Raw genomic sequence first — 24,479 nt, forward strand, 5'->3', positions numbered from 1 at the left:
CGCGCGCTATGCGAAATCTCGTCGCCGCGCACCTACCGCATTCGCGTGCGAAACGAAAGCTTTCCGACGCAATCCACGCGAGATTCGATGAGTTCCTCCCCCTCGCCATTCTGGCGGCCCGACATTCACGCTGACCGCCGCCCGGCGCTTCTGGCGCGCGGGCGGATCAAGGCGGCGCTCAGGCGCTGGTTCGAAGCTGATGACTTCACCGAAGTGGAGGCGGCGATCCTGCAGCTCTCGCCCGGCAACGAGACGCATCTGCACGGTTTCGCCACGACGCTGATCGACAACGCCGCCGAGGCGCATCCCTACTACCTGCACACCTCGCCGGAATTCGCCGCCAAGAAGCTGCTCGCGGCCGGCGAGACGCGCATCTTCGATTTCGCCCGCGTCTTCCGCAACCGCGAGCGTACGGCGCTGCATCATCCCGAATTCACCATGCTGGAGTGGTATCGCGCCGGCGAAGATTACGAGGTGCTGATGCGGGACTGCGCAGCGCTCATGGCCGAAGCAGCGCGCGCTGCGGGTGCTACCACGCTGCGCTGGCGCGGCGTCGAGGCCGATCCCTTCGCCGAGCCTGAACGCCTCACCCTGCAGGAGGCCTTCATCCGCCATGCCGGTATCGACCTGCTGCGCACGGTCACGGCCGATCACGACGTTGACCGCGGCGGGCTCGCCGCCGATGCGATCGAGGCCGGCATCCGGGTCGCTCCGGACGACAGCTGGTCGGACATCTTCAGCCGCATCCTCTCAGAGCGCGTCGAGCCGCATCTCGGCCGCGGCCGTGCCACGATCCTCTGCGAATACCCGATCAGCGAGGCCGCGCTGGCTCGCCCGAAGCCCGGCGATCCGCGCGTGGCCGAGCGTTTCGAGCTCTATGCCTGCGGCGTCGAGCTCGCCAATGCCTTCGGAGAATTGACCGATCCGGCCGAGCAGCACCACCGGTTCGAGGCCGATATGGACGAGAAGGAGCGCATCTATGGCGAGCGCTATCCGATCGATGCCGATTTCCTCGCGGCACTCGCGCAGATGCCGGCAGCATCGGGCATCGCGCTCGGCTTCGACCGGCTCGTGATGCTTTGCGTTGACGCTCGCCGGATCGAGGACGTGCTCTGGACGCCGGTCGCGGAACCGGGCAGGGGAGGGGCATGACCGTTCACCAGCCTCCCGGCGGGCAGCCGCTGCGCAGCATCGACGCGCTCGTCGAAGCCGGGCTCGCCGCGCCCGAGCGGCGCGAGGCCCTGCAGGCGGTGGCGGAGCGCTATGCCGTCTCGGTGACGCCCGCCATCGCCGCGCTGATCGATCCGGCCGACGCTGCCGATCCGATCGCGCGCCAGTTCATTCCGAGCGCGGCCGAGCTCCTCACCTTGCCGCAGGAACTGGCCGATCCAATCGGCGACGACGCTCATTCCCCGGTCGAAGGGGTGGTCCACCGCTATCCGGACCGGGCGCTGCTCAAGCTCGTTCATGCCTGCCCGGTCTATTGCCGCTTCTGCTTCCGGCGCGAGATGGTCGGCCCCGGCGGCGATGCGCTGACCGGTGCCAAACTCGACGCAGCGCTCGCCTATCTCGCCTCCCGGCCCGAGATCTGGGAGGTGATCATGACCGGCGGCGATCCCTTCATCCTCTCCGCCCGCCGTATCCGCGAGGTGGCGAAACGCCTCGCAGCCATTCCGCATATCAAGGTCGCGCGCTGGCACACTCGCGTGCCCGTGGTCGATCCCGGCCGGATCACGCCGGACTACGCCAAGGCGCTGCGCATCCCCGGCAAAGCCAGCTACATCGCCATCCACGCCAACCACCCGCGCGAATTCACGGATGACGCGCGCGCCGCCATAGCGACGCTCGCCGACGCCGGCCACGTGCTGCTGAGCCAGTCCGTGCTGCTCAAGGGCGTCAATGCCGATGTCGAGACGCTCTCGGCCCTGATGCGCGCCTTCGTCGAGAACCGTATCAAGCCCTACTACCTGCATCACCCCGATCTGGCGCCGGGCACCTCGCATTTCCGGCTCACGCTGGAGGAGGGGCAGGCCCTCGTCAAAAGCTTGCGCGGGCATCTTTCCGGGCTGTGCCAGCCGACCTATATCCTCGACATTCCCGGCGGCGCCGGCAAGATTCCGGTCGGCCCATCCTTCCTCTCCGGCTGCGAGACACCGGGCGCGGAGGCGGTCGCAGAAGACCGGCATGGCGGGCAGCATCGCTATCCGCCGGCCTGATACGAAGGATATCGATATGCAGGACAAGCTGCCGCTCGCGATCGTCTCGGACATCGCCTGCCCCTGGTGCTTCATCGGCAAGGCTCGACTGGAGACGGCGCTCGACCGCCAAGGCCTGACAGAGCGCTTCGCCATCACCTGGCTGCCCTATGAGCTCAACCCGGAGATGCCCGAAGAGGGCATGGACCGCACGCAATATCTCGAAGGCAAGTTCGGCCCCGGCAAGCGTAGGGAGATCGAGGTCCGTCTGTCGGAGGCGGCGCTGGAGAGCGGCGTCACCTTCAACTGGGCGAAGGTGACGAAGAGCGTCAACACCCGCATGGCCCATATGCTGGTCGCGGCCGCCTCGACCGTGCAGCGCGGCGGCGAGATGACCGCGGCGCTGTTCAAGGCCTATTGGCAGGACGGGCGCGATATCGGGGACGTCGAGACGCTGGTTCAGATCGCGGTCGAGCAGGGTTTCGATGAGCAGGCCGCCCGCGACGAACTCGCCAATGGCGAGCTGCGCGAGACGGTGATCGGGCTGGAGGATCACGCCCGCAAGGTCGGCGTCACCGGCGTGCCCTTCTTCATCGTCGACGGCAAGCTCGCCGTTTCCGGTGCGCAGCCGCCCGAGGTCTGGGCGCAGGTCTTCCAGCAGGTTCTGGCTGCGCAGCAGCCTGAGCAGGTGCCGCAGTTCTGAACCCGCCCGGGCTTGTCAGGCGCCGATCAGCCTGATGAAGGCGGGCGCTCCGAGCGCGACGCCGGACAGGAACAGCAGCGCGAAGACCACGCGCTTGAGCGCAAGCTGCGAGATCGCCGGCGGATAGCGGCGCGCCAGATGGGTCGCGCCCATCACGACGGGCACGGCCAGCAGGCCTGACAGCGTAGAGGCCGACGGAACCTGGCCGGAGATCGCGACCAGCCCGGTGCGGACCAGGGCGTTGAGCGCGAATACCGTCACCAGCGTTTCCCGCACCACGACGAGCGGCATCGGCTGGCGGTAGAAGTGGTAGACCAGCGGCGGACCGGCGGTCGAGAACAGCCCGCCCATCAGCCCGGCGACGCCGCCGAAGAACAGGAAGCTCGGCGGGGCCGACTGCTGGCGCAGCGGCTCCGGTCTGCGCGCCAGCTGCATGCTCGACACGATGATGACCAGGCCCAGCACCAGCCGCAGCAGATCGGCCCGGCTGTCTGCAAGCCAGCCCAGCAGCTCGTAGCCGATGAATAGGCCCGGCAGGCTCGTGACCATCACCAGCCCGAATTCCCGCCAGGCGACATCGCGCCAGCCCTTGAGCAGCATCTGCGTCGCATTGACCAGGGTCAGCAGGCTGACGAGCATCGCGGCATCGGGCAGGGAGAGGAGGCCGGACAGCCCGACGCCGCCCATGGTGATCAGGCCGAAGGCGAAGCCTGTCAGCGTCTGGGCATAGGCAGCGATACCGGTCAGCAGCAGAAAGCCGATCAGCGCGGTCCAGGACATCGTCGGCTGTCTCCAGGAACGGAGTGCGAGGCCTAGAGCATTGGCGCGCCGGCCGTAATTCGCTTTCCGGCAGGGCCGATGTGCGTTGCGCGGATCTCTGTTGCCTTGTCATCGGGCATCGCCGTGCCGTTGCGCCCGGGCAACGCCCGTCGCCATTCGACCCGTCGCGAATGCGGCTAAAGGTTGACTTGCACGAGGAGGGGCAGGCAACATCGGCCTGCTCGCGATCAATCTACAGCAGGAGCGGCGAAGATGCTGTCGATCCCGAACCGCGCAGCCGTGTGCTTTTTCGGCGTTGCGCTTTCCGGTTGCATGCAGTCGATGCCGACTGCTGAGACGATCACCCGGCCGACCATGGAAGCCTTTACGCGGCTGAGTTCATGGACGCCCTGGCGCTCGTCCCCCGAACAACCTCCGCCGGTGGTCATCACCGCGCAGAACCCGCTTCCGGCGGTCGAGCCCGTGGAGCAGCAGGCGGCAGCCCCGGAGCTGCGGAAGCCGCCAAAGCCGAAACCTGCCGTCCCTGTGCCGCAATTGGCGTCATCGCGCGCTCGTCCGGTGACGCCCGCGCCCGCAATCGTCCCTGCTGCCGTGGTGATCCCGGCTGCGGCGGCCGCTCCGGTGGTGTCGCCGCCGACGGCGTCGCCGCTTCTGCCGGCTAGGGTCAACTGCCAGACCGCGAGCCAGCCGGGCGAACGCGTTCGGATGGAGTGCACGCCGGTCGAATGACGAACCGGCCGGCGACCGGCAGGCGCCGCAGAGATGCGGCGCGCATCCGTGCGTCTTCGCCTCGGCGTGCTGGCCGAGCGTCAGTCTTCGCGGTCGGCGATATAAAAGCCGATCGCCGAAGCGCACGCCAACATCATGCTGATTTCCAGAATGCCCATCGCCGCCTCCTCTGCCTCTGAGCGATAACGGCAAAAACCTGCCCAGGTTCCGCCACGCCATCGCCAAAGTTCGAGCCCTGCCCGAAGGGGCGTTCTTCCGCGCTGGGAATTCATTTTGTGGGGAACAACCCGCTGCGGTCCGGGCTTCCTAGGACATGCCCATTCGCAAGAAACCACCGCTGGATTTTTGGCTTTGGCTCGCGGTTATCGGCCTCGTCGTGATCGTCGGAGCGGTCTCGGTGCAGTTTCCGGCACATATCGCGCAGCCGGTCCCGTCTGCCGCGGGCCAGGGAAAAGGGCGATAGGCCGGGAAGCTCGTCGGGAGCAGCGCTTTTCGCATCGCCAGGTGGTTTGGCGGCGCTGTTCGAGTGCGTACCGTCTCCACGCATGAAAATGCCCCGCCGGCATGCGCTGGCGGGGCAATGTCTTATCGGCGAGCCCTCATGGAGATTTCTCTCCGCGAGGGCTGTCCGAGAGTTAGCTGCGATACCAGGCAGCAAGATTCCAGGTATCGACGTCCCAGCCGCTGTGGTCATGCGAGAGGGTGTTCGCCGCAGCGACGACCTTCTTCCGCGACAGCACCGGTAGGATGACGTTGGCTTCGCAGAAGATCTCGTTGACCTTGATCAGCAGCTCAGCGCGCTTGGCCGGGTCGAGCTCCTTCTGCGCGGCCTTGTAGGCCTCGTCGGCAGCCGGATCGGTGTAGCGCGAGACGTTGCGGCCCAGCCACTTGTTCTCCTTGTTGGCGACTTCCCAGGAAACGAACTGGTTGAGGAAGCGCTCCGGATCGGGCTGGGGCTGGGTCGTCGTGTACATCTCCATGTCGACATAGAGCTTGGTGTAGGTGTCGGGGTTGGCGACATCCGACGAGAAGAACACCGAAGCGGTGACCGACTTGAGCTCGATATCGATGCCGGCGCGCTGGCAGGCCTGCTTGATGATGGCCTGGACCTTCTGGCGCGGGGCGTTGATCGAGGTCTGGTAGACGTATTTGAGCTTCTTGCCGTCCTTTTCGCGGATGCCGTCGGCGCCCTTCTTCCAGCCGGCGTCGTCGAGGATCTTGTTGGCCTTGTCGATGCTGAACTCGTATTTCAGCTTCTGCGACTTGAACTGCTTGGGCTCGTTGACGAAGCTCGCCGTCGCGGTGCCGGCCCGGCCATAGATGAACTTCTGGATCGAGTCGCGGTCGATCAGCAGGTTGATCGCCTGGCGAACGGCCGGATCGGACAGCGTCGGGTGCTTGGTCTTGATGCTCGAGCGCTCGCCGTCGACTTCCGTCCACGGATCGGTCGTGTTCAGGGTGATGAATTCGATGTCGCCGGCAGGGGCTGCGCTGATCTTGCCGCGGCCGCCGGTCTCCATGCGCTTGAGGACCTCGTCTTCGACCAGCGTATCCCAGGCATAGTCGTATTCGCCGGTCTGCAGCACGGCGCGCGCCGCCGAGACCGCGTCACCACCGCCCTTGATCTCGAACGTGTCGAAATGCGGCTGGTTCTTGACGTGGTAGTCTTCGTTGCGCGTACCCGTGAGGATGTCGCCCGGCTTGAAGTCGGCGAACTTGTAGGGGCCGGTGCCGACGGGCTTCAGGTTGGCCGGAGCCTCGCGCGACTTTGCGCCCTTGTACTCGCCGAAATGATGCTTCGGGATGATCATGCCGGCGACGCCGACGAAGGGATCGGCCCAGAAGGGCGTCGGCTTGGCGAAGATCACCTTGACGGTGAGATCATCGACCTTCTCGACCTTGATGTCCTTGTAGGCACCGGAGGTGTAGGCGGCGGTCGCCGGATCGGCGGCGTATTCCCAGGTGAAGACCACGTCGTCGGCGGTGAAGGGCTTGCCGTCATGCCACTTCACGCCCGGCTTCAGCTTCCAGATGACGGTGGTGCCGTCGTCCGAGAGACCGCCATTGGCCTTGCTGGGAACCTCTGCGGCGAGCTGCGGCACGAGGTTGCCTTCCTTGTCCCAGCCGGCCAGCGGCTCGAAGAAGACGCGCGAGGCGATCTGGTCCTTGGTGCCCGAGGCGAAATGCGGGTTGAGCAGCGTCGGCGCCTGCCAGAGCAGCATCTTCAGCGGCCCGCCGCCGCCGGCCTTGGTCGGCTTGTATTCGAGCGTGGCGTTCGCCATCGCGACATCGTTCCAGGCCAGGATCTGGCTCGCGATCGGGGCCGTGATGCCCAATGCCGCCATCTTCTGGATGAAAGAGCGTCGCGACAGGCGCCCGCCCTTCAGATTATCGACCATTCCCTGAATATACTGACTGCTCATAACAGACCTTCGCATTGCGTCGGCTAAATATCGATCAAGAAATAGATCAGTATCAGCCTTGTTTTTACTCGGCCCAAGGCAAGTTAACGCCTTGGTGGCGACTCACCTCGTACGAGCCGCGACCTTAAGCCCATCTTAAGGCGGTTGAGGAGAATGGTAGGGTTGCTCGCTGCGCATGGCGGACACCCACTTTCCATAGATGTCATTGCTCACAAGTCGCGAGACTTTAGCTTCTGCCTGCAGGCCAGCAGGTGGACGAGGGCCATGCCTGGGATAGCGCGGGCTCCTCTTGCCCGGCACGTTGGCGGAGGGCCGGTCAGCCCTCCGCTCTTGTCATCTGAGCCTAGCTCCAGAAGCCTTGTTGATAGGCGCGAGGCGAGAACTCCTTGTCGTCCGCCTGTTCCTCGCGATCGTCCCGATGCTCGCTCTTCTTCTCGCCAGCGCAGTCGGAATCGTGCCGTTCCAGCATCAGATCTCTCCTTTCAAGTTGTGAGGGAGGGTGCCTTGGGCGGGGGGAATATGGAGATTTATGCTGCAGTGCACAAGGTGCGGGCGGCATGGACGGGTTGCCAGTAACGTTGGAACAATCCAGCTATGGCTAAGTTGGTGCGGTTCGCCGCAACGCGGCCTTGAAGATTGGATGTGAGATGAATCGTAAGACGTTTTTCGCGAGCTTGGTCGGTGCGTTGGCGATCGCCGGTGCTGCAATTGCCTCGCCCACGACCGCCGATGCCCAAGCCTTGCCCGCGAACATGGCCGCCGGTCTCGATCAGCAGCCTGTCGAGTACAGCATGACCGCCGCCAAGGAGCGCCGGCTGATGATGATGCAGGAAACCGCGCGCCAGCAGCGGTACGGTCGGGGTGGATACGGGCATGGGCGTGGCTATGGTCCGCGGCCCGGCTATGGTTATGGTCCGCGTCCGGGTTATGGGCCGCGCCCTGGCTATGGCTATCGTCGTAGCTACGAGCGCTGGTGATCTCGTAGAGACACTGCCGCCGTCGGGATACGCTTGATCCCCTCCAGCTCTTAGCGCGCCATGCTGCATCATCTGTCTCTCGGAGTTTCCGACATCGAGCGTGCGGCGGCGTTCTATGACGCGGCCCTGGCGCCGCTGGGGTTTGTCAGGGTCTGGTCCGACCTTCGCCCTGGCGAGGCCGGGCAGGCTGTGGGCTACGGCTCGCATGGCGGCGGCGACAAGCTCGCTTTGAAGCACCGCCCCGGCGATCAGAAGCCGCCGGGTCCGGGTTTCCATCTGGCCTTCGCGGCACCCGATGAGGAAAGCGTCGCTGCGTTTCACGCTGCGGCGCTCGGGCAAGGGGGCACGGATAACGGTGCGCCCGGCCTGAGACCGCATTACGGGCCGCATTATTACGCGGCTTTCGTCGTCGACCTGGACGGCCATCATCTCGAGGCTGTTTTCAACGCGCCCGCGTGACGCGGCGTGGTCGGTCGCCTGGCCGCCACTGCCCGCGCAGTTCCGATTGATCTCCACCCTTCCGTGCCGCTGTCCCTTCGGGCCGCCTCCTACCCGAGGAGCGGCATGCCGCGTGGCGCGCGAGGCTCGGCGCCTGCCGCGGGACGCCTTGCATCCCGCTTCGAATCATGCGCCTTCCCTCGAAACTCAGGGAGCCGGTTGATGATGCAGAAGATCAACGATGTCCGCGACCGCCTGATCGTCGCTCTCGACGTGCCGACCGTGTGGGACGCCTACCGCCTCGTCTCGACGCTTGGCGACGGCGTCACCTTCTACAAGATCGGCTATCGCCTCGCCTTCGCCGGCGGGCTTGATCTCGCGCGCCAGCTCGTCGCCGAGGGCAAGAACGTCTTCCTCGACCTCAAGCTGCACGACATCGGCAATACGGTGACCGAAGGCGTCGATTCGCTGACCAAGCTCGGCGTCACCTTCCTGACCGTCCATGCCTATCCGCAGACCATGCGCGGCGCCGTCGAAGGCCGTGGCGATGCCGAATTGAAGCTGCTCGCGGTCACCGCGCTGACCTCATATGACGATAGCGACCTGCGGGATGCCGGCTACGGGCTCGCGGTGCGCGATCTCGTGCGCCTGCGGGCCGAGCAGGCGCGCACGGCAGGGATCGACGGCATCGTCTGCTCGGCCGCCGAGACTGCGATCGTGCGCGAGGTCATCGGGCCCGACATGGTCATCGTCACGCCCGGCATCCGCCCCTCCGGCAGCGCCGCCGGCGACCAGAAGCGCACCCTGACCCCGGCCGAGGCGATCCGCGTCGGCGCCGATCATCTCGTCGTCGGGCGTCCCATCATCCGCGCGGCAGACCCGCGTGCGGCGGCGGGCGCGGTCATGGACGAGATCGTCGCGGCTTCGTAAGCTCCGCCCCGACCCCGATTCAGCCAACGGACTGCACCATGCCCAAGGGATATGTCATCGGCCGCGCCAAGGTCACGGACGCGACCAAATGGGCGGCCTACGCCGCCAAATCTTCCGAGGTGATGAAGATCTATGGCGGCACGCCGATCGTGCGCGGCGGCCAGATGACCGTCGGCGAAGGCGAAGGGCGCGCCCGCAACGTCGTCATCGAGTTCAACGATTTCGCTTCGGCGCGGGCCTATTTGTTCTCACCGGAATATGCCGAGGCCCGCAAGCTGCGCGAGGGCGCCGGTGAGATTGATCTCGTCGCGGTCGAGGGAGCCTGACCGATGGCGAAAGGCTACTGGATCGCGCGCGTCGATGTCGAGAACGAGGAGGCCTATGGTCGCTATCGTTCCCTGAACGCCTTCGCCTTCGCCAAATACGGTGCGAAGTTCATCGTTCGTGGCGGCGAATACAAGCTCGCCCGCGGCGAAGGTCGCAAGCACAACGTCGTCATCGAATTCAAGGACGAGGCGACGGCACGTGCCTGCTATGCCTCGCCCGAATATCAGGAGGCGATCAAGCATCTGAGCGCCGCCGGCAAATCCGACCTCATCATCATCGGCGGCTATGAAGGCCCCCAGCCGGGCGAATGAGCTGAATCCGCTTCCAGGTCATCCCGGACGAAGCGAAGCGCAGATCCGGGATCCATGCCTGGGCGCGTCCGATAGAGGTTCAGGCATGGATCCCGGGTCTTCCTTCGGTCGCCCGGGATGACGCATCCGTTCTGCATGGAGCCGCGCTTGGCGGATCGTCTCTTTGAATCGGCCACATCTCTGACCGCCATCGGCGTGATCAGCGGCACCTCGATGGACGCCATCGATGTCTCGCTGGTGACGAGCGACGGGCGCGACGCCGTCTCCTTCGGCGCTGGGGCTTCCTATCCCTATCGCGATGAGACGCGCCGGGCGCTACAGGCCGTCATCGCCGATGCCGAGCGCGCCTCGGCCGAGCCGCTGGCCGAACTCGAAGCTGCCGTCACGACAGATCATCTCGCCGCGATCCGCAGCTATGTCGCCGATCATCGCCTCGATTGGGCGGGGATCGATCTCATCGGCCTGCATGGCCAGACGATCTACCATCGCCCGGAACGGCGCTTCACCCGCCAGCTCATCGATGGGCAGGCGGTGGCCGATGCGCTCGGAATTCCCGCCGTCGACCGCTTCCGCCACGCCGATGTCGCGGCTGGCGGCGAGGGCGCGCCCTTCGCGCCGCTTTACCACCGTGCGCTGGCGCAGAGGCTGGAGCAGCCGGTGATGGTGCTGAATCTCGGCGGCGTCGGCAACGTCACCTATATCGATGGCGACACCGTCATCGCCTTCGACACCGGCCCGGCGAGCGCGATCCTCGACGATTTCGTGCTGCGCCGGCTCGGACGGCCCTATGATGCGGACGGTGCGCTGGCGAGGAGCGGGCGCGTCCATGACGATCTTGTCGCCGGCTTCATGGCCAATCCCTTCTTCGACCGGCCCGCGCCGAAATCGCTTGATCGCAACGATTTCCATCGTCGTGCCCAGGTCGTCGAGGGGCTCTCCAATGCCGACGGTGCGGCCACGCTTTCCGCCTTCACCATCGAGAGCCTCATTGTGGCTTTGCGCCACGTACCTCGCCCTCCGAAGCGTTGGCTGGTCGGCGGGGGCGGGCGGCTCAACCGGCATTTCATGACACGGCTAGGCGAGCGTCTCGGTGTCCCGGTCGAGCCGGTCGAGACTGTGGGCTGGAATGGCGATGCGCTGGAGGCGCAGATCTTCGCCTATTTCGCGATCCGCTCGGTCAAAGGATTGCCGCTCAGCCTGCCTTCCACCACAGGGGTGCCGCAGCCGATGGCGGGAGGCGAGCTCCACCAGCCGGCGGCTCGCGCCTGATCTCAGTTGTCACATCTCCGTCATTTGGAGGATGAGGAGGCCGGCCAGCTCGGCCTAAGCTCATTGTCGGGTGGAGGGCGAAGCGGAGAAACTTCGCCGTCCTGTGGGGGGACATCGTTCCGCCGGGCCTTGTCCGGCTGGAACGGAACTCAGCGCGGCTGAAGAGGCAGGACCGCGCTACGCAGCAGCGAGACGAGCTGGCTTTGTTGGCGGGTGTTGGTCTTCTGGAAGATCCGCGCCAGATGCGTGCGTGCGGTCGAGATTCGCACGCCCTGGATATCGGCTGCTTCCGTCAGGGATGACCCGCTTGCGAGGGCGGATGCAAATTTTGCTTCGGTATCGGTCAGATCGAAGAGCTGGCGGGTGCAGGCGACGATGTCGGTCGCCGTCTCCAAGCGCCTGAGCGCGATCATGATCTGGCCATGCGATCGGGGGAGCGCAGGTGATGGAGCCGCAGGCATGACGCAGGCCGAAAGCGAATGACCGCCGTCGCTGCCATGCAGGATCATGCTCGCGTGGTGGTTGGCGAGCGGATCGTGGGCGCTTCGCAGCGCGCCGTCGATCAACTGCCGCAGGCGGCGTTGATCGCCCGGCTGCCGGGCGAAGAGGCGGCCCTGACGCAGGCCGATCGCCCCGTCGGGCTCGGCCAGGATCTCGTCGGCACCTTCATTGGCATAGGATATCCGCAGTTCCGCATCGAGGACCGCGATGCCCAGCGCGAGCCGGTCGAGCGCACCGCGCGCCTCGTCGCGCTGGACCTTGACGCGGCCGATATGGCGACGCAGCTCGGCGACACGCCGCAGCACCGGATAGAGCTTGCGCAGCAGTGCGGCGTCCTCGTTGTCGAAGCCGTCCTGGTTGCGGCCGCGCTGCACGTCGAAGAACCAGAAGGCCTGCCCTTTCTCGGCCAGGCGGCAGGCCATGCCGCCATACATGTCCTGCGGGCGCATCCACTCCTGCCAGACGCGCGAGCATCGCAGGGGCTCGATGCCGTAGACCTGATGATCCCGGTAGACCTCCCCGAGCGGGATGCCGCGCAGCGCCATGCCCATCTCGACAAATTCCGACGCCAGCTCGCCGAAGCAATGTTCCTGCAAGGCTGCGTCGTGATGGGTGGCATAGGCGGCCCAGTCTTCCGGATCGGGGCCTATGCTGGCGAAGCAGGCTTTCGAGCCATTGAAAAGCCGTCGCATCGTCTCGGCGGCGACCGGCATCTGCTCCTCGTCCATGGCGCCGGCCAGCAACTGGTCGATCGCGGTCATGACGGTGTCGACATCCGGATGCGCCATGAATGCCCCCAGCTCTCGTATATCCGGCACGATCGTGCGGCGCGCAGGTTAGCAGTATGGGCGGGTGACGAAAAGTCCAAAAACAATCCAAACTTTTACGCGCTTTTCTGCGCGATCGAGCTGGTCTGGAAATCGGTGACGGCGGCGATCTCGTCGGACGAAGGCAGGGCATCGAAGACGCCGTGCCGTGTTGTCGTCAGCGCGCCGGCGGCGGCGGCATCGCGTAGCGCCTTGGCCAGCGGCAGGCCCTCGGCCAGGCGGACACCGAGCGTCGCGGCAAACGCGTCGCCGGCGCCGAGCGTGTCGATCGCATCGACGGGAAAGCTGGGCTGCAGAACAGGCTCGGCATCCGCCATGACCGCAATGGCGCCTGCCGCGCCGCGGGTCAGCACAACGAGCCCCGGGCCGCGTTCCAGGATCGCCGGGCCCAGTTCAGCGATGAAGCGCGGGGGTGTTGCAATATCCTCATCCCAGCCGAACATCGCCGCGAGGCCGCGGGCTTCGGTCTCGTTGACGATGAGAATCGAGGTCGAGCCCAGGATATCGTCGTGGACCGTCCGGAAGGGGGAGGGGTTCAGCAGGGTCGGCACGCCCGCGCGCTGCGCCAGGGCGAAGGCCTCGCGGATCGGCGCGTCCGCGATCTCGAACTGGGCTGCGACCAGAGCCGCGCCCTCGATTGCCCGCGCCTTCTCCCGGACATGGGCGGCCGAAAGGGCCAGATTGACGCCGGAGGCGATGGCGAGGCTGGTCTCGCCGGCTGCATCGATGAAGGCGACGCCGCTCCCGGTCTGGCCCGCGATGCGCACGAGCATGGTCTCCGGCAGGTCGGCGTGCTCCAGCGCCGGGACGGCGAAGCTGGCCGCAAGATCGTCGCCTACCGCCATCAGCCCATCGACGGCGACACCGAGACGGCGCGCCATGATGGCCTGGTTCATACCCTTGCCGCCGGGCTCGATGGTCACCCGCTCGGCGGTGATGGATTCGCCCGGGCGAGGAAAACGCCCGACCTTCGCCGAGCAGGCGAGGACGAAGCTTCCGAGAACGAAGATCGACTTATCGAGCATAGGGTTTGATTTTCCTAGCCACGAACTGCTACGCGGGTTGTGTCACGATCATGCAACCGATGACAGCGCCTAAGCCTCCAATTCCCAAGCCGCCGTTCCAGGAGCTTCTGGAACTGCGCAGCGATACCGCCAAGCCGCTTTATCAGCAGCTTGAGGATCAGTTGGCGCGACTGATCGGCGATGGAGTCCTGCCGCCCGGCATGACCCTTCCGGCCGAACGCGAACTCGCCGAGCGGCTCAGCATCAGCCGCACCACCGTACAACGATCCTATAATACGCTGCGACAGCGTAAATTGTTGAGTGCGCAGGGACGCCTGGGCTCGATCGTGCAGGGGCCGGGGCCTCGGCTGCATTCCGGCATGGACCGGCTGAAGGGCTTCACCGAGGAAATGCGCGAGCTCGGCCGGGTGCCGTCCTCACTGATTCTGGAGCGTGCGGTGGTCAACGACCGTTCCATCGCCTCGATCTTCGGGGAGACGTCTCACGCGAGCTTCCTGAAGCTCGTCCGCGTGCGCTCCGGCGACGGCATCCCGATGTCGCGCGAGGTCGCCTGGTACAATCTCGAGCGCGCGCCGGAATTGGCCAAGGCCGACCTGACGGGCTCGGTCTATGCCACGCTCGCCGGTTTCGGCCATCCGCTGATGCGCTGCGACCAGACCATCGAGGCCGCCGCGCCAACCGAAGAAGAATGCACGATCTTCGGTTTCCGGCAGCCGGTGCCCTGCCTGCTGATCAAGCGGCGCAGCTACGGCGCCGAGAGCGAGATGCTCGAATATGTCGAGGGGTTGTTCCGGGGCGATACCTACACTTACCGGCTCGCGCTGAAGGTCTGAACCGGCCGGCGTGGTTACCCCAGCGTGAAGTCCAATCCCATTCCAAAATCTGCAAGGGCTTTGAACCGATCCCCATCTCCGCGCGACGAATGGAAATCGAGGCGCATCTCCGGGGCTTTCCCCGCATCGGATACGCGGCGATCCAAGGACTGCAGGGATGGATATTGCGATGTCATTCCATGTTTCGATCATCGGCAGGGCTCCCTACACGCCGCCGCCACCGCGCCGGGAAATGCCGGAAGACGCGGATACGGCTTCGAAACCCGTCTTTGTCATCGATGCCGGCTTGAACATGCGCTTCGGCAATCGCGGCGCTGCGGCGCTCGCCTGCGACGGCCTTGGCGATACGGATCGCTTCACGGCCTGCGACAAGGATTTCATGGCGCGTCTCCAGGTCTGGATGAAGCGTTGCCGGGCGGGTGCCGTGGCCGGCGAGACGCGCCTGCCGCTCGCCCTGCGCTGCGGGCGCCAGGTCGCGATCGATGCCGTGCATCTGGCCAGCATCGAGCTGTTCGTCCTGACCGTGGACGATCCGGAAAGCGCGATGGAGCGCAAGGTGGCGGAGGTCAGCGAGGCCTGCGGGCTGACGCCGACGGAGGAGCGCATGCTGGCGCTCATGGTCGAAGGGCTCGACACCATCATCGCCGCCAAGCGGCTCGGCATCGCCCCGACAACCGCACGCACCCACCTTCAGCGCCTCTTCGCCAAGACGGGAACGGCCCGCCAGAGCGAGCTCGTCCGCTTCGTCGCGACCTATGTCGAGGAGGCCCGCTGAGCGGATTCGCTTGGGGGCGGGCGATCTCGCTGGCGCTCGATATTGACACGGTTCGTCATCGGCAGCCCTCTGTGCCGATGTGCGGGCGCCCGCACCGTCCGGAGCGACCGCGACCATGGCTGAGACGCTGGCGGCCCTCACCTTCTGCGCCCTGCTGAGCGCAAGCGCCTTCTTCGGCGTGAAGCTGCGCGGCTGGCTGCCGGAAGAGCATCTGTCAGAGCGCACCATGGAGGCCCTGCGGCTGGTGACGAGCCTTCTCGTCACCTTCGCGGCGCTGGTGCTCAGCCTCCAGCTTTCCAACGTCAAGGCGGCTTTCGACAAGGCCTATCGCGATCGCAACGCCGATGCGGCCCAGCTCGCGCAGCTCGACGAATGCCTGCGCAGCTACGGCCCGGATGCCGCGCCCATCCGTCTCGACCTGCGAAGCTACACCGCCGCGGTCATCGCCAGCACATGGCCCCGGGAGCCGAAGCCGACCGGGCTGTCCTATCCCGACACCGCCGCCATGGCCCGTGAAGGCGAGGACATGTCGCTCAGCGCGCTGGTCAACCGCATCGGCCGCACGATCAACGGCCTGTCGCCCGCCGATACGCTCCACGTCAATCTCGCCGCCGAATGCCGGTCGGCCTATCTGCAACTCCAGCAGCGACGCTGGGATGTGATCGAGGACGTCCGTGGCCCCGTCTCGCCGCTGTTCTCGAGCATCCTGACCTTCTGGCTGATGCTGGTTTTCCTGAGTTTCGGCCTGCAGATTCCGCCCAAGCGCCTCGCGGCGATCATGCTGGCCATCGGCATCGTCTCGATCTCGACGGTGATGTTCGTGATCACCGATCTCGAGACGCACTATGCGGGGTTGTTCGGTATCCCCAGCACCTCGATGCGCGATGCCCTGGCGAGCATGATCCGCTGACCTGCCGGTTCTGTTGGCGCGGAGCTTGCCAAGAGACGTATGATCGGGTGCGATGGCATCGCTTACGCGACACGATACAAACGATACGATCTCGATACGAGGCAGGGGACAGGCAGATGACGCGCAGGATGACGGGGTTGAAATTGGGGCTGGCGCTGGCGGCGTCGCTCCTTGCGCTCGGCGTGGCGCAGGCCCAGGCGCCGAAGAAGGGCGGCACGGTGCATGTCGTGGTCCAGCCCGAGCCGCCGATGCTGATGCAGGGCCTCAATCAGAACGGCCCGACCAACATGGTGGCGGGCAACATCTACGAATCGCTGCTGCGCTATGACGAGAAGCTCAATCCACAGCCCTCGCTCGCCAAGAGCTGGGAGGTCTCTGCGGACGCCAAGGTCTACACCTTCAAGCTCCAGGAGGGCGTGAAGTGGCATGACGGCAAGCCCTTCACCGCCGACGACGTCGTCTTCACCCTCGACAAGTTCCTGCGCGACGTCCATCCGCGCTGGCGCCCGATCGTCACCGCCCAGGTCGACAAGATCGAGAAGGTCGACGACTTCACCGTCAAGATCACGCTGAAGCAGCCCTTCGGCCCGATGGTCATGACGCAGGAGGTCGCCTCCGCGCCGATGATCCCGAAGCATATCTATGACGGCAGCGACTATCGCGCGAACCCGGCCAACAACACGCCGATCGGCACCGGCCCCTACAAGCTCAAGGAATGGAAGAAGGGTTCCTACATCCACCTCGTGCGGAACGAGGACTACTGGCTGAAGGACAAGCCGAGCCTCGACGAAATCTATTGGCAGATCATTCCCGATGCAGCCGCGCGCGCGGTTGCCTACGAGACGGGCAAGGTCGATGTGCTGACCGGCGGATCGGTCGATGTCTACGACGTCAAGCGCCTCGCCAAGCTGCCCAACAGCTGCGTGACGACCAAGGGCTGGGAGATGTTTGCACCCCATGCCTGGCTCACCGTGAACATCGCCAAGGGCGGGCCGCTCGCCAACAAGCAGTTCCGCCAGGGCATGATGTACGCGATCGATCGCGACTTCGGGAAGGATGTGGTCTGGGATGGACTCGGCAAGCTGCCGACCGGCCCGATCTCATCGAAGACGAGGTTCTATTCGGCCGATGTCCCGAAATACACTTACGACGTCGCCAAGGCGAAGGAGCTGATCAAGGCCTCCGGCTACAAGGGCGAGCCGCTCAAGATCCTGGCTCTGCCCTATGGCGAGACCTGGAGCCGCTGGGCCGAGGCGATCAAGCAGAACTTCGCCGATGCCGGCATCAACGTCGCGATCGAGACGACCGATGTTCCCGGCTGGACCCAGAAGGCCTCGAATGGCGATTTCGATCTGACCTTCAACTTCCTCTACCAGCTCGGCGACCCCGCGATCGGCGTCGCCCGGAACTACATCTCGACCAACATCGTCAAGGGCAATCCGTTCGGCAACCAGGGCGCCTATGTGAACCCCGAGGTCGACAAGCTCTTCGCGGAAGCGGCGATCGCATCGACCGATGCGGCGCGGCAGGAGCTCTACACCAAGGTCCAGAAGATCCTGGTCGAGGATGTGCCGGTGCTCTGGCTGCTCGAGATGGACTTCCCGACCATCTATCGCTGCAATGTCAAGAACCTCGTCACCACCGGCATCGGCGTGAACGACGGCTTCCGCGACGCCTGGAAGGAGTGACGGGGAAGGTTCGCAGCGGAGCCGTCATCCCGGACAAGCGACGAAGTCGCGCTGATCCGGGATCCATGCCTGAACCATTCCGGCATGGATCCCGGGTCTTCGCTTCGCTCCGCCCGGGATGACCGGCGAGCAGGATCGAGAGCTGAAGACCAGACCCTATGAATCTCGCACAATTCCTCGCCGGCCGGCTCGTGAAGGGCGTTCTCGTGCTCTTCGCGATCGCCGTGCTGAATTTTCTGCTGATCCGCGCCGCGCCGGGCGATCCGGCGCAGGTGCTCGCAGGTGAGGCCGGGGCCGCCGATGCGCAGCTCCTCGAGCAGCTGCGCGCCCGCTTCGGCCTCGACCAGCCCTTCCTGACCCAGCTCTGGATCTATCTGAAGGGCTATCTCACCTTTGATCTCGGCTTCAGCTATCGCCAGCAGCAGCCGGTGCTGAACCTGATCATGGAACGCCTGCCGGCGACGCTGCTGCTGACGGGAGCGGCCTTCCTCGTCTCGCTCGTGGTCGGCACGGCGATGGGCGCGCTCGCCGCGCGCCGGGCCGGCAAATGGTCCGACAGCCTGATCACCACGCTGGCCCTGATCTTCTACGCGACGCCCCTGTTCTGGATCGCGCTGATGAGCCAGATCGTCTTCTCGCTGAAGCTCGGCCTCGTCCCCAATGTCGGCTACGAGACCATCGGCGCGAACTATACCGGCCTGGCGCGGGCGCTCGACATCGCCCAGCACCTTATCCTGCCGTCGCTGACGCTCGGCCTGTTCTTCACCGCGCTCTATGCCCGGATGATGCGCGCCTCGATGCTGGAGGTGGCCGGCGCCGACTTCGTCAAGACGGCCCGCGCGAAGGGCGTCTCGCAATCCCGCGTCTGGCGCCGGCACGTCGCGCGCAACGCCATCCTGCCGGTGGTGACGCTTGCCGGTCTGCAGGCCGGCCAGCTCGTCGGCGGCGCCGTGCTGACCGAGACCGTCTTCGCCTGGCCGGGCATCGGCCGGCTGATGTTCGATGCGCTGGTGCAGCGCGACTATTCCGTGCTGCTCGGCGTCTTCTTCATCTCCTCGGCCATGGTCGTCGGCTTCAACATCCTCACAGATCTGGTCTACCGGATCGCCGATCCGCGCATCGAGGCGAACGCATGATGGCCTTCATGTCGGTTTTCCTCAGCCCTCATCCTGAGGAGGCCCGTCAGGGCCGTCTCGAAGGATGCTTCAGAAGGCTCCGGAACACGCTGGATCATCCTTCGAGACGCGCCTGCGGCGCTCCTCAGGATGAGGGCTCTGGAGGCAGGTCGCGATGAACTTCCTCAAGCGTTTCGTCCGCAACCGCGGCGCCGTCATCGGCATCGTCATCCTGCTCGCCGTGGTCGCCTTCGCGATCCTGGCGCCGACGCTCTATCCGCAATCGCCATGGCGCCCGGTGGCGCGGCCCTTCCTCGCGCCCTTCACCATGGAGCGCTTCCCGCTCGGCACCGACACGCTCGGCCGCAACCTCGCCGCGGGCCTCGTCCATGGCGCCCGCGTCTCACTGATGATCGGTGTGGTCTCGACGCTGGTCGCGCTGGTGATCGGCGTGCCGCTAGGCGCCGCCGCCGGCTATGCCGGGGGCTTCGTCGACGATGCGTTGATGCGCTTCACCGAGTTCTTCCAGACGATTCCCTCCTTCGCGCTCGCCATCGTGCTGGTCGCGATCCTGCAGCCGCAGCTCGGCTCGATCGTGCTCGCGATCGGCGTGGTGAGCTGGCCGCCGGTGGCGCGGCTGGTGCGAGGGGAGGTGCTTTCGCTGAGATCACGCGAATATGTCCAGGCGGCCGTCACCATCGGCCAGTCGACCCCGCGCATCATCTTCAGCCAGGTGCTGCCCAATACCATCGCACCGATCATCGTCATGGGCTCGCTGATGATCGGCTCGGCGATCCTGCTCGAATCCTCGCTCTCCTTCCTCGGGCTGGGCGATCCCAACCTGATGAGCTGGGGCTATATGGTCGGCGCCGGCCGCACGCGCCTGCTCGACGCATGGTGGATCAGCTTCTTCCCCGGGCTCGCGATCTTCCTGACGGTGCTGGCGCTGAACCTCGCCGGCGAGGGGCTGAACGACGCGCTCAATCCGCGCCTCGCACGGGGACGCGAATGACCACTCCCGCGCTCTCCATCGAAGGGCTGACGCTGGCGCTGCCGGCGATGGCCGACCGCGCCCATGCCGTCGAGAACATCTCGCTTGCCATCCAACCGGGCGAGACGCTCTGCGTCGTCGGCGAATCCGGTTCCGGCAAGTCGATGATCGCCCATGCCGTGATGGGCCTGCTGCCCAAGGCGGTGAAGCCCGTAGCCGGAGCGATCAAGCTCGCCGGCCGCGATCTCCTCGCACTCGACGAACAGGCGATGCAGGATGTGCGCGGCCGCGAGGTCGGCATGATCTTCCAGGAGCCGATGACCTCGCTGAACCCGGTGATGCGCATCTCCGACCAGATCGTCGAGACCTTCGAGGCCCACGGCCTGCACGACCGGGCGACGCGCCGGGTCCGCGCCATCGATCTCCTGACCGAGGTCGGCCTGCCCGATCCGCCGCGCCTTGCCAAGGCCTATCCGCACGAGCTCTCCGGCGGCCAGCGCCAGCGTGTCATGATTGCGATGGCGCTCGCATTGGAACCCAAGCTCCTGATCGCCGACGAGCCGACCACGGCGCTCGACGTCACCACGCAGGCGCAGATCCTCAAGCTCATCGACAATCTGCGCCACCGCCACGGCACCGCCGTGCTCTTCATCACCCATGACATGGGCGTCGTCGCCGAGATTGCCGACCGCATCGCCGTGCTGGAGAAGGGCGTGCTGGTCGAGGAGGGCACCGCCGATCAGGTGCTGGGTGCGGCCCGCCACCCCTATACGCAGAAGCTGCTCGCCGCCGTGCCCTCGCTGACGCCGGCGCAGCTCCCGCCGTTGCCGGACACCGCGCCGGTCATCAGCGTCGAGGGGCTGGGCAAGACCTATCGCAAGCGCTCGCTCTTCGGCGTCGCGCGCGAGGTCAAGGCGGCCGACGACATCTCCTTCTCGCTGGTCCGCGGCGAGACGCTCGGCCTTGTCGGCGAGTCCGGTTCCGGCAAATCGACCGTCGGGCGCTGCTGCCTGCGCCTGATCGAGCCGGATCGCGGCCGGATCGCGCTCGGCAATCTCGTGCTCTCCGAGTTGAGCGCGCGCGAATTGCGCCGCCAGCGCAAGCGCATCCAGATGGTCTTCCAGGACCCTTTCGCCTCGCTCAACCCGCGCCAGACGGTCGGCCGCATCATCTCGGACGGCCCCGTCGCCCATGGCACGTCGCGGCGGGAGGCCCTGGCGCGGGCGAAGGAGCTGTTGGAGCTCGTCGGCCTCTCCGCCAATGCGATCGATCGCTATCCTCATGAATTCTCCGGCGGCCAGCGTCAGCGCGTCGGCATCGCAAGGGCGCTCGCGCTCGAGCCTGACGTGCTGGTCGCGGACGAGGCGGTCTCGGCGCTGGACGTCTCCGTGCAGGCGCAGATCCTGAAGCTGATCAAGGACATCCAGGCCCGGCTCGGCCTCGCCATTCTCTTCGTCACCCACGATTTGCGCGTCGCGGCACAGATCTGCGACCGCATCGCGGTGATGCAGCGCGGGCGCATCGTCGAGACCGGCCCAACCGCCGCGCTCTTCGCCGACCCGCAGCACGAGTATACGCGGCAGCTGCTGGCGGCAGTGCCGGGCGGCGGGCGCTTCGGGCACTAATCGAGATATCGTCGCGGCTGGGATCGTCCGGGCCGCGACACCCTGCGCCGGAGCCTGCCCATGCCGCTCGATCCCGCCCTTCGCGACAAGATCCTGGCCGCCGTCGAGGCGGGCTTCGACCAGCAGGTTGCCTATACGCAGGAGCTGATCCGCTTCGGCTCCGTGCGCGGGCAGGAACACACGGTTCAGGATTTCGTCTTCCGCGCTTTGAAGCAGCGCGGCTTCACCATGGACCGCTTCGCCATGGACCGCGAGGCGATCGCGGCCCATCCTGGCGGCGCGCCTTTCTCGGATACGCATTCCGATGCGCCGATCGTCGTCGGCATTCACCATCCGCGCGAGGAGAAGGGCCGCTCCCTCATCCTCCAGGCCCATGTCGACGTGGTGCCGACCGGCCCGGCCGATCAATGGACCCATCCGCCCTTCGATCCCGTCATCGAGGGCGATTGGCTCTATGGCCGCGGCGGCGCCGACATGAAGGCCGGTCACGCGGCCAACCTGGCCTGCCTCGATGCGCTCAGGCGCATCGGCATGCAGCCGGCCGCGACCGTGTATGTGCAGTCGGTGGTCGAGGAGGAATCGACCGGCAACGGCGCGCTGATGACGCATCTGCGCGGTTATCGTGCCGATGCCGTGCTGATCCCGGAACCCGAGGAAGAGATGCTGGTGCGCGCCAATACGGGCGTGCTCTGGTTCCAGGTCGAGGTGCGCGGCAAGCCGGTGCATGTGCGCGAGATGGGCGCCGGCGCCAACGCGATCGACGCGGCCTATCGCGTGATCGCTGCGCTGCGCGAGCTGGAAGAGGAGCTCAACCGCGAGAAGGTGGGCCGGCCGCATTTCGAGGATGTCGCCCATCCGATCAACCTGAACGTCGGCAAGATCGAGGGCGGCGACTGGGCCTCCTCCGTGCCGTGCTGGTGCCGGCTCGATTGCCGCATCGGCCTCTATCCCGGCGTCAGCGCCGAGGAACTGGCCAAGCGGATCGAGGCCTGCGTGCTGGCCTTTGCCCGCAACGACAAGTTCCTGGCCAACAACCCGCCACGCGTCGGCTTCAACGGCTTCTACGCGGAAGGCTACGTATTGGAGCCCGGCAGCGAAGCCGAGGCCGTGCTTGGTCGCGCCCATACCGCCGCGACCGGCCAGCCGCTGAAGAGCTTCATGACGGCGGGCTATCTCGATACCCGCGTCTATGCGCTCTACGACAAGGTCCCGGCGCTCTGCTACGGCCCGATCTCGGAGAACATCCACGCCTTCGACGAGCGTGTCAGCCTCGCCTCGCTGAAGCGCATCACCGGCACCATGGCGCTCTTCGTCGCCGAATGGTGCGGGCTCGAAAGCCTCGAAGCTTGACCGGGCCGGGGCTCGGCCCGAGCCGGGCGCTGCTGCTCGTCCCGCTGCTCGGGCTGCTCTGGGGCTTCAACTGGCCCGCGGTCCGCATCTCGCTCACTGAGATCGCACCTTGGACTCTGCGTGCTGCCGGCATGAGCTTCGCTGGCCTCGTGCTCGTCGCGGTCGCCCTGGCGCGCGGCGTGCCGCTCGCCGTCCCGCGCGGACAATGGCTGCGCCTCGTTGTCGCCGGCATTCTCTCGATCGCGGCCTTCAATGTGCTGCTCGCCTTCGCGCAGCTCGCGGCGCCGACATCGCGCGCCGCGATCCTGACCTTCACCATGCCGATCTGGGCGACGCTGCTCGCCCGCCTCGTCCTTGGTGAAGCGTTCGACGCCAGGCGTCTCGCCGGTCTCGCGCTGGGCATCGCCGGCCTGCTCTGCCTCGGCCTGCCGCTGATCGCCGCCGGCCAGCTCTCCTTCGGCCTGATGCTCGCCTTGTTCGCGGCGGTGAGCTGGGCGCTCGGCACGATCGTGACCAAGCGCTGGCCGGTCTCTGCCCCGGCCCTGACGATCGCCGCCTGGCAATTGCTGATCGGCGGCCTCGTCGCCGGTGTCGGCATGCTCGTCTTCGAGGGCGTGCCCGTGCCGAAGTTGCTCTCGCCGCGCGTGCTGGCGGCGCTGAGCTTCCACATCGTCGGCGCACAGGCGCTAGCCTATTTCCTGTGGTTCACGGTGGTGGCGCGGCTGCCGGCTGGCATCGCCAGCCTGGGCACGCTGATGGTTCCGGCCATCGGCGTGCTCGGCTCGGTGCTGCTGCTAGGCGAGCGGCCGACGCCGACAGACTGGCTCGGACTCGCTTTGGTGGTCGCGGCATCCGGCGCGATTATGATCCCGGCTCGCCGCGCCTGATGGACAGAGCGAGCTTGCGGCCAGCGTGCTCCATTCGCAAAGCCACTGGAGAGCATCCGGATATTTAATTTTGGGATGAAGGGTGACGTTCTATTTGAAGGTGGCGTCGTCTCGCATCGCGATGCCGTCCGCGCATCCAGGGGGACAAGGATTGTCCAAACCGTCGCAGATCGTCGCTTTTCTTTTCCTGCTGGCATTCTGCCCGCAGATGGCCTTCGGACAGACCATGACCGCCACCAGCCTCCATGCCGCTGCGGCCCGCGACGATGTCGGGGCGATCAAGCGCCTTCTCGCCGGTGGCGCCGCCATCGACGGGCGCGACGCGCGCGGCCGCACGGCGCTTCTCGTCGCCACACATGAAAACCGCATCGACGCCGCCAGGGCGTTGATCGAGGCGGGAGCGGACGTCAACGCGAAGGACGCCATCAACGACAGCCCATACCTCTATGCCGGCGCGAGCGGCCATCTCGCCATCCTCAAGCTGACGCTGTCTCACGGAGCCGATCTGAAGAGCACCAATCGCTATGGCGGCACGGCGCTGATCCCGGCCTGCGAGCGCGGCCATGTCGAGACGGTGCGCACGCTGCTCGCGGCCGGCGTGGCCGTCGACCACGTCAACAATCTCGGCTGGACCGGGCTGCTCGAGGCGATCATCCTCAGTGACGGAGGGCCGGCGCATCAGCAGATCGTCAAGGACCTGATCGCCGCCGGAGCCGATGTGAACCTGGCCGATCGCGACGGCGTCACCCCGCTCCGGCATGCCCGCAGCCGCGGCTATGCCAAGATCGAGCAGATGTTGCGCGCGGCCGGTGCCCGCTGAGCGCAAACGAAGACCGGCTACGTGTCTATCCGCCTTGAAGGCGCGCCGCC

Annotated in this window: 25 protein-coding genes; 20 read left to right on the forward strand and 5 right to left on the reverse strand. The window is 66.2% G+C overall.

What is annotated here, in order from left to right:
• Positions 1-87 precede the first annotated feature (87 nt).
• The 3 genes from epmA to NWE53_RS24800 are packed head-to-tail and all read left to right on the forward strand — an operon-like array spanning position 88 to position 2,898.
• A complete protein-coding gene (gene epmA / locus NWE53_RS24790; RefSeq protein WP_265051962.1) occupies positions 88-1,152 on the forward strand; it encodes an EF-P lysine aminoacylase EpmA in 1,065 nt (354 codons plus the stop codon).
• A complete protein-coding gene (locus NWE53_RS24795) occupies positions 1,149-2,216 on the forward strand; it encodes a lysine-2,3-aminomutase-like protein (RefSeq protein WP_265051963.1) in 1,068 nt (355 codons plus the stop codon). Before epmA ends, NWE53_RS24795 begins: the two co-directional genes overlap by 4 nt.
• Positions 2,185-2,898: a DsbA family oxidoreductase gene (locus tag NWE53_RS24800; RefSeq protein ID WP_265051964.1), complete on the forward strand. Its 714-nt coding sequence runs from the start codon at positions 2,185-2,187 to the stop codon at positions 2,896-2,898. Before NWE53_RS24795 ends, NWE53_RS24800 begins: the two co-directional genes overlap by 32 nt.
• A 15-nt stretch (positions 2,899-2,913) precedes the next feature.
• Here NWE53_RS24800 and NWE53_RS24805 read toward each other — a convergent pair whose 3' ends face one another.
• A complete protein-coding gene (locus tag NWE53_RS24805; protein WP_265051965.1) occupies positions 2,914-3,678 on the reverse strand; it encodes a sulfite exporter TauE/SafE family protein in 765 nt (254 codons plus the stop codon).
• Between the two features lie 252 nt (positions 3,679-3,930).
• On the opposite strand from NWE53_RS24805, the gene NWE53_RS24810 reads away from it, so the two are divergent.
• Positions 3,931-4,407 (forward strand): hypothetical protein, encoded by a 477-nt coding sequence (locus NWE53_RS24810; protein ID WP_265051966.1) that lies wholly within the window; start codon positions 3,931-3,933, stop codon positions 4,405-4,407.
• 635 nt (positions 4,408-5,042) lie between these two features.
• Here the strand turns inward: NWE53_RS24810 and NWE53_RS24815 are convergent.
• Together NWE53_RS24815 and NWE53_RS24820 are read right to left on the reverse strand one after the other, a co-directional pair.
• Positions 5,043-6,830, reverse strand: coding sequence for a peptide ABC transporter substrate-binding protein (locus NWE53_RS24815; RefSeq protein ID WP_265051967.1), 1,788 nt, complete (start codon positions 6,828-6,830; stop codon positions 5,043-5,045).
• Positions 6,831-7,173: 343 nt separating this feature from the next.
• Positions 7,174-7,299, reverse strand: a complete 126-nt coding sequence (locus tag NWE53_RS24820) for a hypothetical protein (protein ID WP_265051968.1) — start codon at positions 7,297-7,299, stop codon at positions 7,174-7,176.
• Between the two features lie 178 nt (positions 7,300-7,477).
• Here NWE53_RS24820 and NWE53_RS24825 point away from each other — a divergent pair, with 178 nt between their 5' ends.
• The 6 genes from NWE53_RS24825 (at position 7,478) to NWE53_RS24850 (ending at position 11,082) form a co-directional block, all read left to right on the forward strand.
• The gene (locus NWE53_RS24825) at positions 7,478-7,807 is read left to right on the forward strand and encodes a hypothetical protein (RefSeq protein ID WP_265051969.1); all 330 of its coding nucleotides are present in this window, start codon (positions 7,478-7,480) and stop codon (positions 7,805-7,807) included.
• A 60-nt stretch (positions 7,808-7,867) separates the two neighbouring features.
• Positions 7,868-8,266 (forward strand): VOC family protein, encoded by a 399-nt coding sequence (locus NWE53_RS24830; RefSeq protein WP_265051970.1) that lies wholly within the window; start codon positions 7,868-7,870, stop codon positions 8,264-8,266.
• 201 nt (positions 8,267-8,467) lie between these two features.
• Positions 8,468-9,175, forward strand: a complete 708-nt coding sequence (pyrF, locus tag NWE53_RS24835) for an orotidine-5'-phosphate decarboxylase (protein WP_265051971.1) — start codon at positions 8,468-8,470, stop codon at positions 9,173-9,175.
• Positions 9,176-9,213: 38 nt separating this feature from the next.
• Positions 9,214-9,501, forward strand: coding sequence for a DUF1330 domain-containing protein (locus tag NWE53_RS24840; protein ID WP_038360503.1), 288 nt, complete (start codon positions 9,214-9,216; stop codon positions 9,499-9,501).
• Positions 9,502-9,504: 3 nt separating this feature from the next.
• Complete coding sequence (locus NWE53_RS24845) at positions 9,505-9,813, forward strand: DUF1330 domain-containing protein (protein WP_265051972.1); 309 nt, start codon at positions 9,505-9,507, stop codon at positions 9,811-9,813.
• Positions 9,814-9,960: 147 nt separating this feature from the next.
• A complete protein-coding gene (locus NWE53_RS24850) occupies positions 9,961-11,082 on the forward strand; it encodes an anhydro-N-acetylmuramic acid kinase (protein ID WP_265051973.1) in 1,122 nt (373 codons plus the stop codon).
• Positions 11,083-11,231: 149 nt separating this feature from the next.
• On the opposite strand, the gene NWE53_RS24855 is transcribed toward NWE53_RS24850, so the two are convergent.
• Together NWE53_RS24855 and NWE53_RS24860 are read right to left on the reverse strand one after the other, a co-directional pair.
• Complete coding sequence (locus NWE53_RS24855; RefSeq protein WP_265051974.1) at positions 11,232-12,371, reverse strand: helix-turn-helix transcriptional regulator; 1,140 nt, start codon at positions 12,369-12,371, stop codon at positions 11,232-11,234.
• A gap of 95 nt (positions 12,372-12,466) precedes the next feature.
• Positions 12,467-13,435 carry a PfkB family carbohydrate kinase gene (locus NWE53_RS24860; protein WP_265051975.1) on the reverse strand — a complete coding sequence of 323 codons (969 nt, stop codon included), beginning with the start codon at positions 13,433-13,435 and terminating at the stop codon, positions 12,467-12,469.
• Between the two features lie 59 nt (positions 13,436-13,494).
• Here NWE53_RS24860 and NWE53_RS24865 point away from each other — a divergent pair, with 59 nt between their 5' ends.
• The 10 genes from NWE53_RS24865 (at position 13,495) to NWE53_RS24910 (ending at position 24,429) form a co-directional block, all read left to right on the forward strand.
• The gene (locus tag NWE53_RS24865) at positions 13,495-14,268 is read left to right on the forward strand and encodes a GntR family transcriptional regulator (RefSeq protein ID WP_265051976.1); all 774 of its coding nucleotides are present in this window, start codon (positions 13,495-13,497) and stop codon (positions 14,266-14,268) included.
• Between the two features lie 169 nt (positions 14,269-14,437).
• Entirely contained in the window at positions 14,438-15,043 is a 606-nt protein-coding gene (locus NWE53_RS24870; RefSeq protein ID WP_265051977.1) for a helix-turn-helix transcriptional regulator, read from the forward strand.
• Between the two features lie 115 nt (positions 15,044-15,158).
• Entirely contained in the window at positions 15,159-15,953 is a 795-nt protein-coding gene (locus NWE53_RS24875; protein ID WP_265051978.1) for a bestrophin-like domain, read from the forward strand.
• Between the two features lie 116 nt (positions 15,954-16,069).
• Positions 16,070-17,641 carry an ABC transporter substrate-binding protein gene (locus NWE53_RS24880; protein ID WP_265051979.1) on the forward strand — a complete coding sequence of 524 codons (1,572 nt, stop codon included), beginning with the start codon at positions 16,070-16,072 and terminating at the stop codon, positions 17,639-17,641.
• A 158-nt stretch (positions 17,642-17,799) separates the two neighbouring features.
• A complete protein-coding gene (locus tag NWE53_RS24885; protein WP_265051980.1) occupies positions 17,800-18,777 on the forward strand; it encodes an ABC transporter permease in 978 nt (325 codons plus the stop codon).
• 154 nt (positions 18,778-18,931) lie between these two features.
• Complete coding sequence (locus NWE53_RS24890) at positions 18,932-19,768, forward strand: ABC transporter permease (RefSeq protein WP_331489860.1); 837 nt, start codon at positions 18,932-18,934, stop codon at positions 19,766-19,768.
• Positions 19,765-21,372, forward strand: a complete 1,608-nt coding sequence (locus tag NWE53_RS24895) for an ABC transporter ATP-binding protein (RefSeq protein WP_265051981.1) — start codon at positions 19,765-19,767, stop codon at positions 21,370-21,372. Before NWE53_RS24890 ends, NWE53_RS24895 begins: the two co-directional genes overlap by 4 nt.
• A gap of 60 nt (positions 21,373-21,432) precedes the next feature.
• Positions 21,433-22,722 carry an ArgE/DapE family deacylase gene (locus tag NWE53_RS24900; protein ID WP_265051982.1) on the forward strand — a complete coding sequence of 430 codons (1,290 nt, stop codon included), beginning with the start codon at positions 21,433-21,435 and terminating at the stop codon, positions 22,720-22,722.
• Positions 22,719-23,609, forward strand: coding sequence for a DMT family transporter (locus tag NWE53_RS24905; RefSeq protein WP_265051983.1), 891 nt, complete (start codon positions 22,719-22,721; stop codon positions 23,607-23,609). Before NWE53_RS24900 ends, NWE53_RS24905 begins: the two co-directional genes overlap by 4 nt.
• A 208-nt stretch (positions 23,610-23,817) precedes the next feature.
• Positions 23,818-24,429, forward strand: coding sequence for an ankyrin repeat domain-containing protein (locus NWE53_RS24910; protein WP_442865059.1), 612 nt, complete (start codon positions 23,818-23,820; stop codon positions 24,427-24,429).
• Positions 24,430-24,479 lie beyond the last annotated feature (50 nt).

Origin of the sequence: Bosea sp. NBC_00550 (assembly GCF_026020075.1) — a bacterium.
Lineage (GTDB): Bacteria > Pseudomonadota > Alphaproteobacteria > Rhizobiales > Beijerinckiaceae > Allobosea.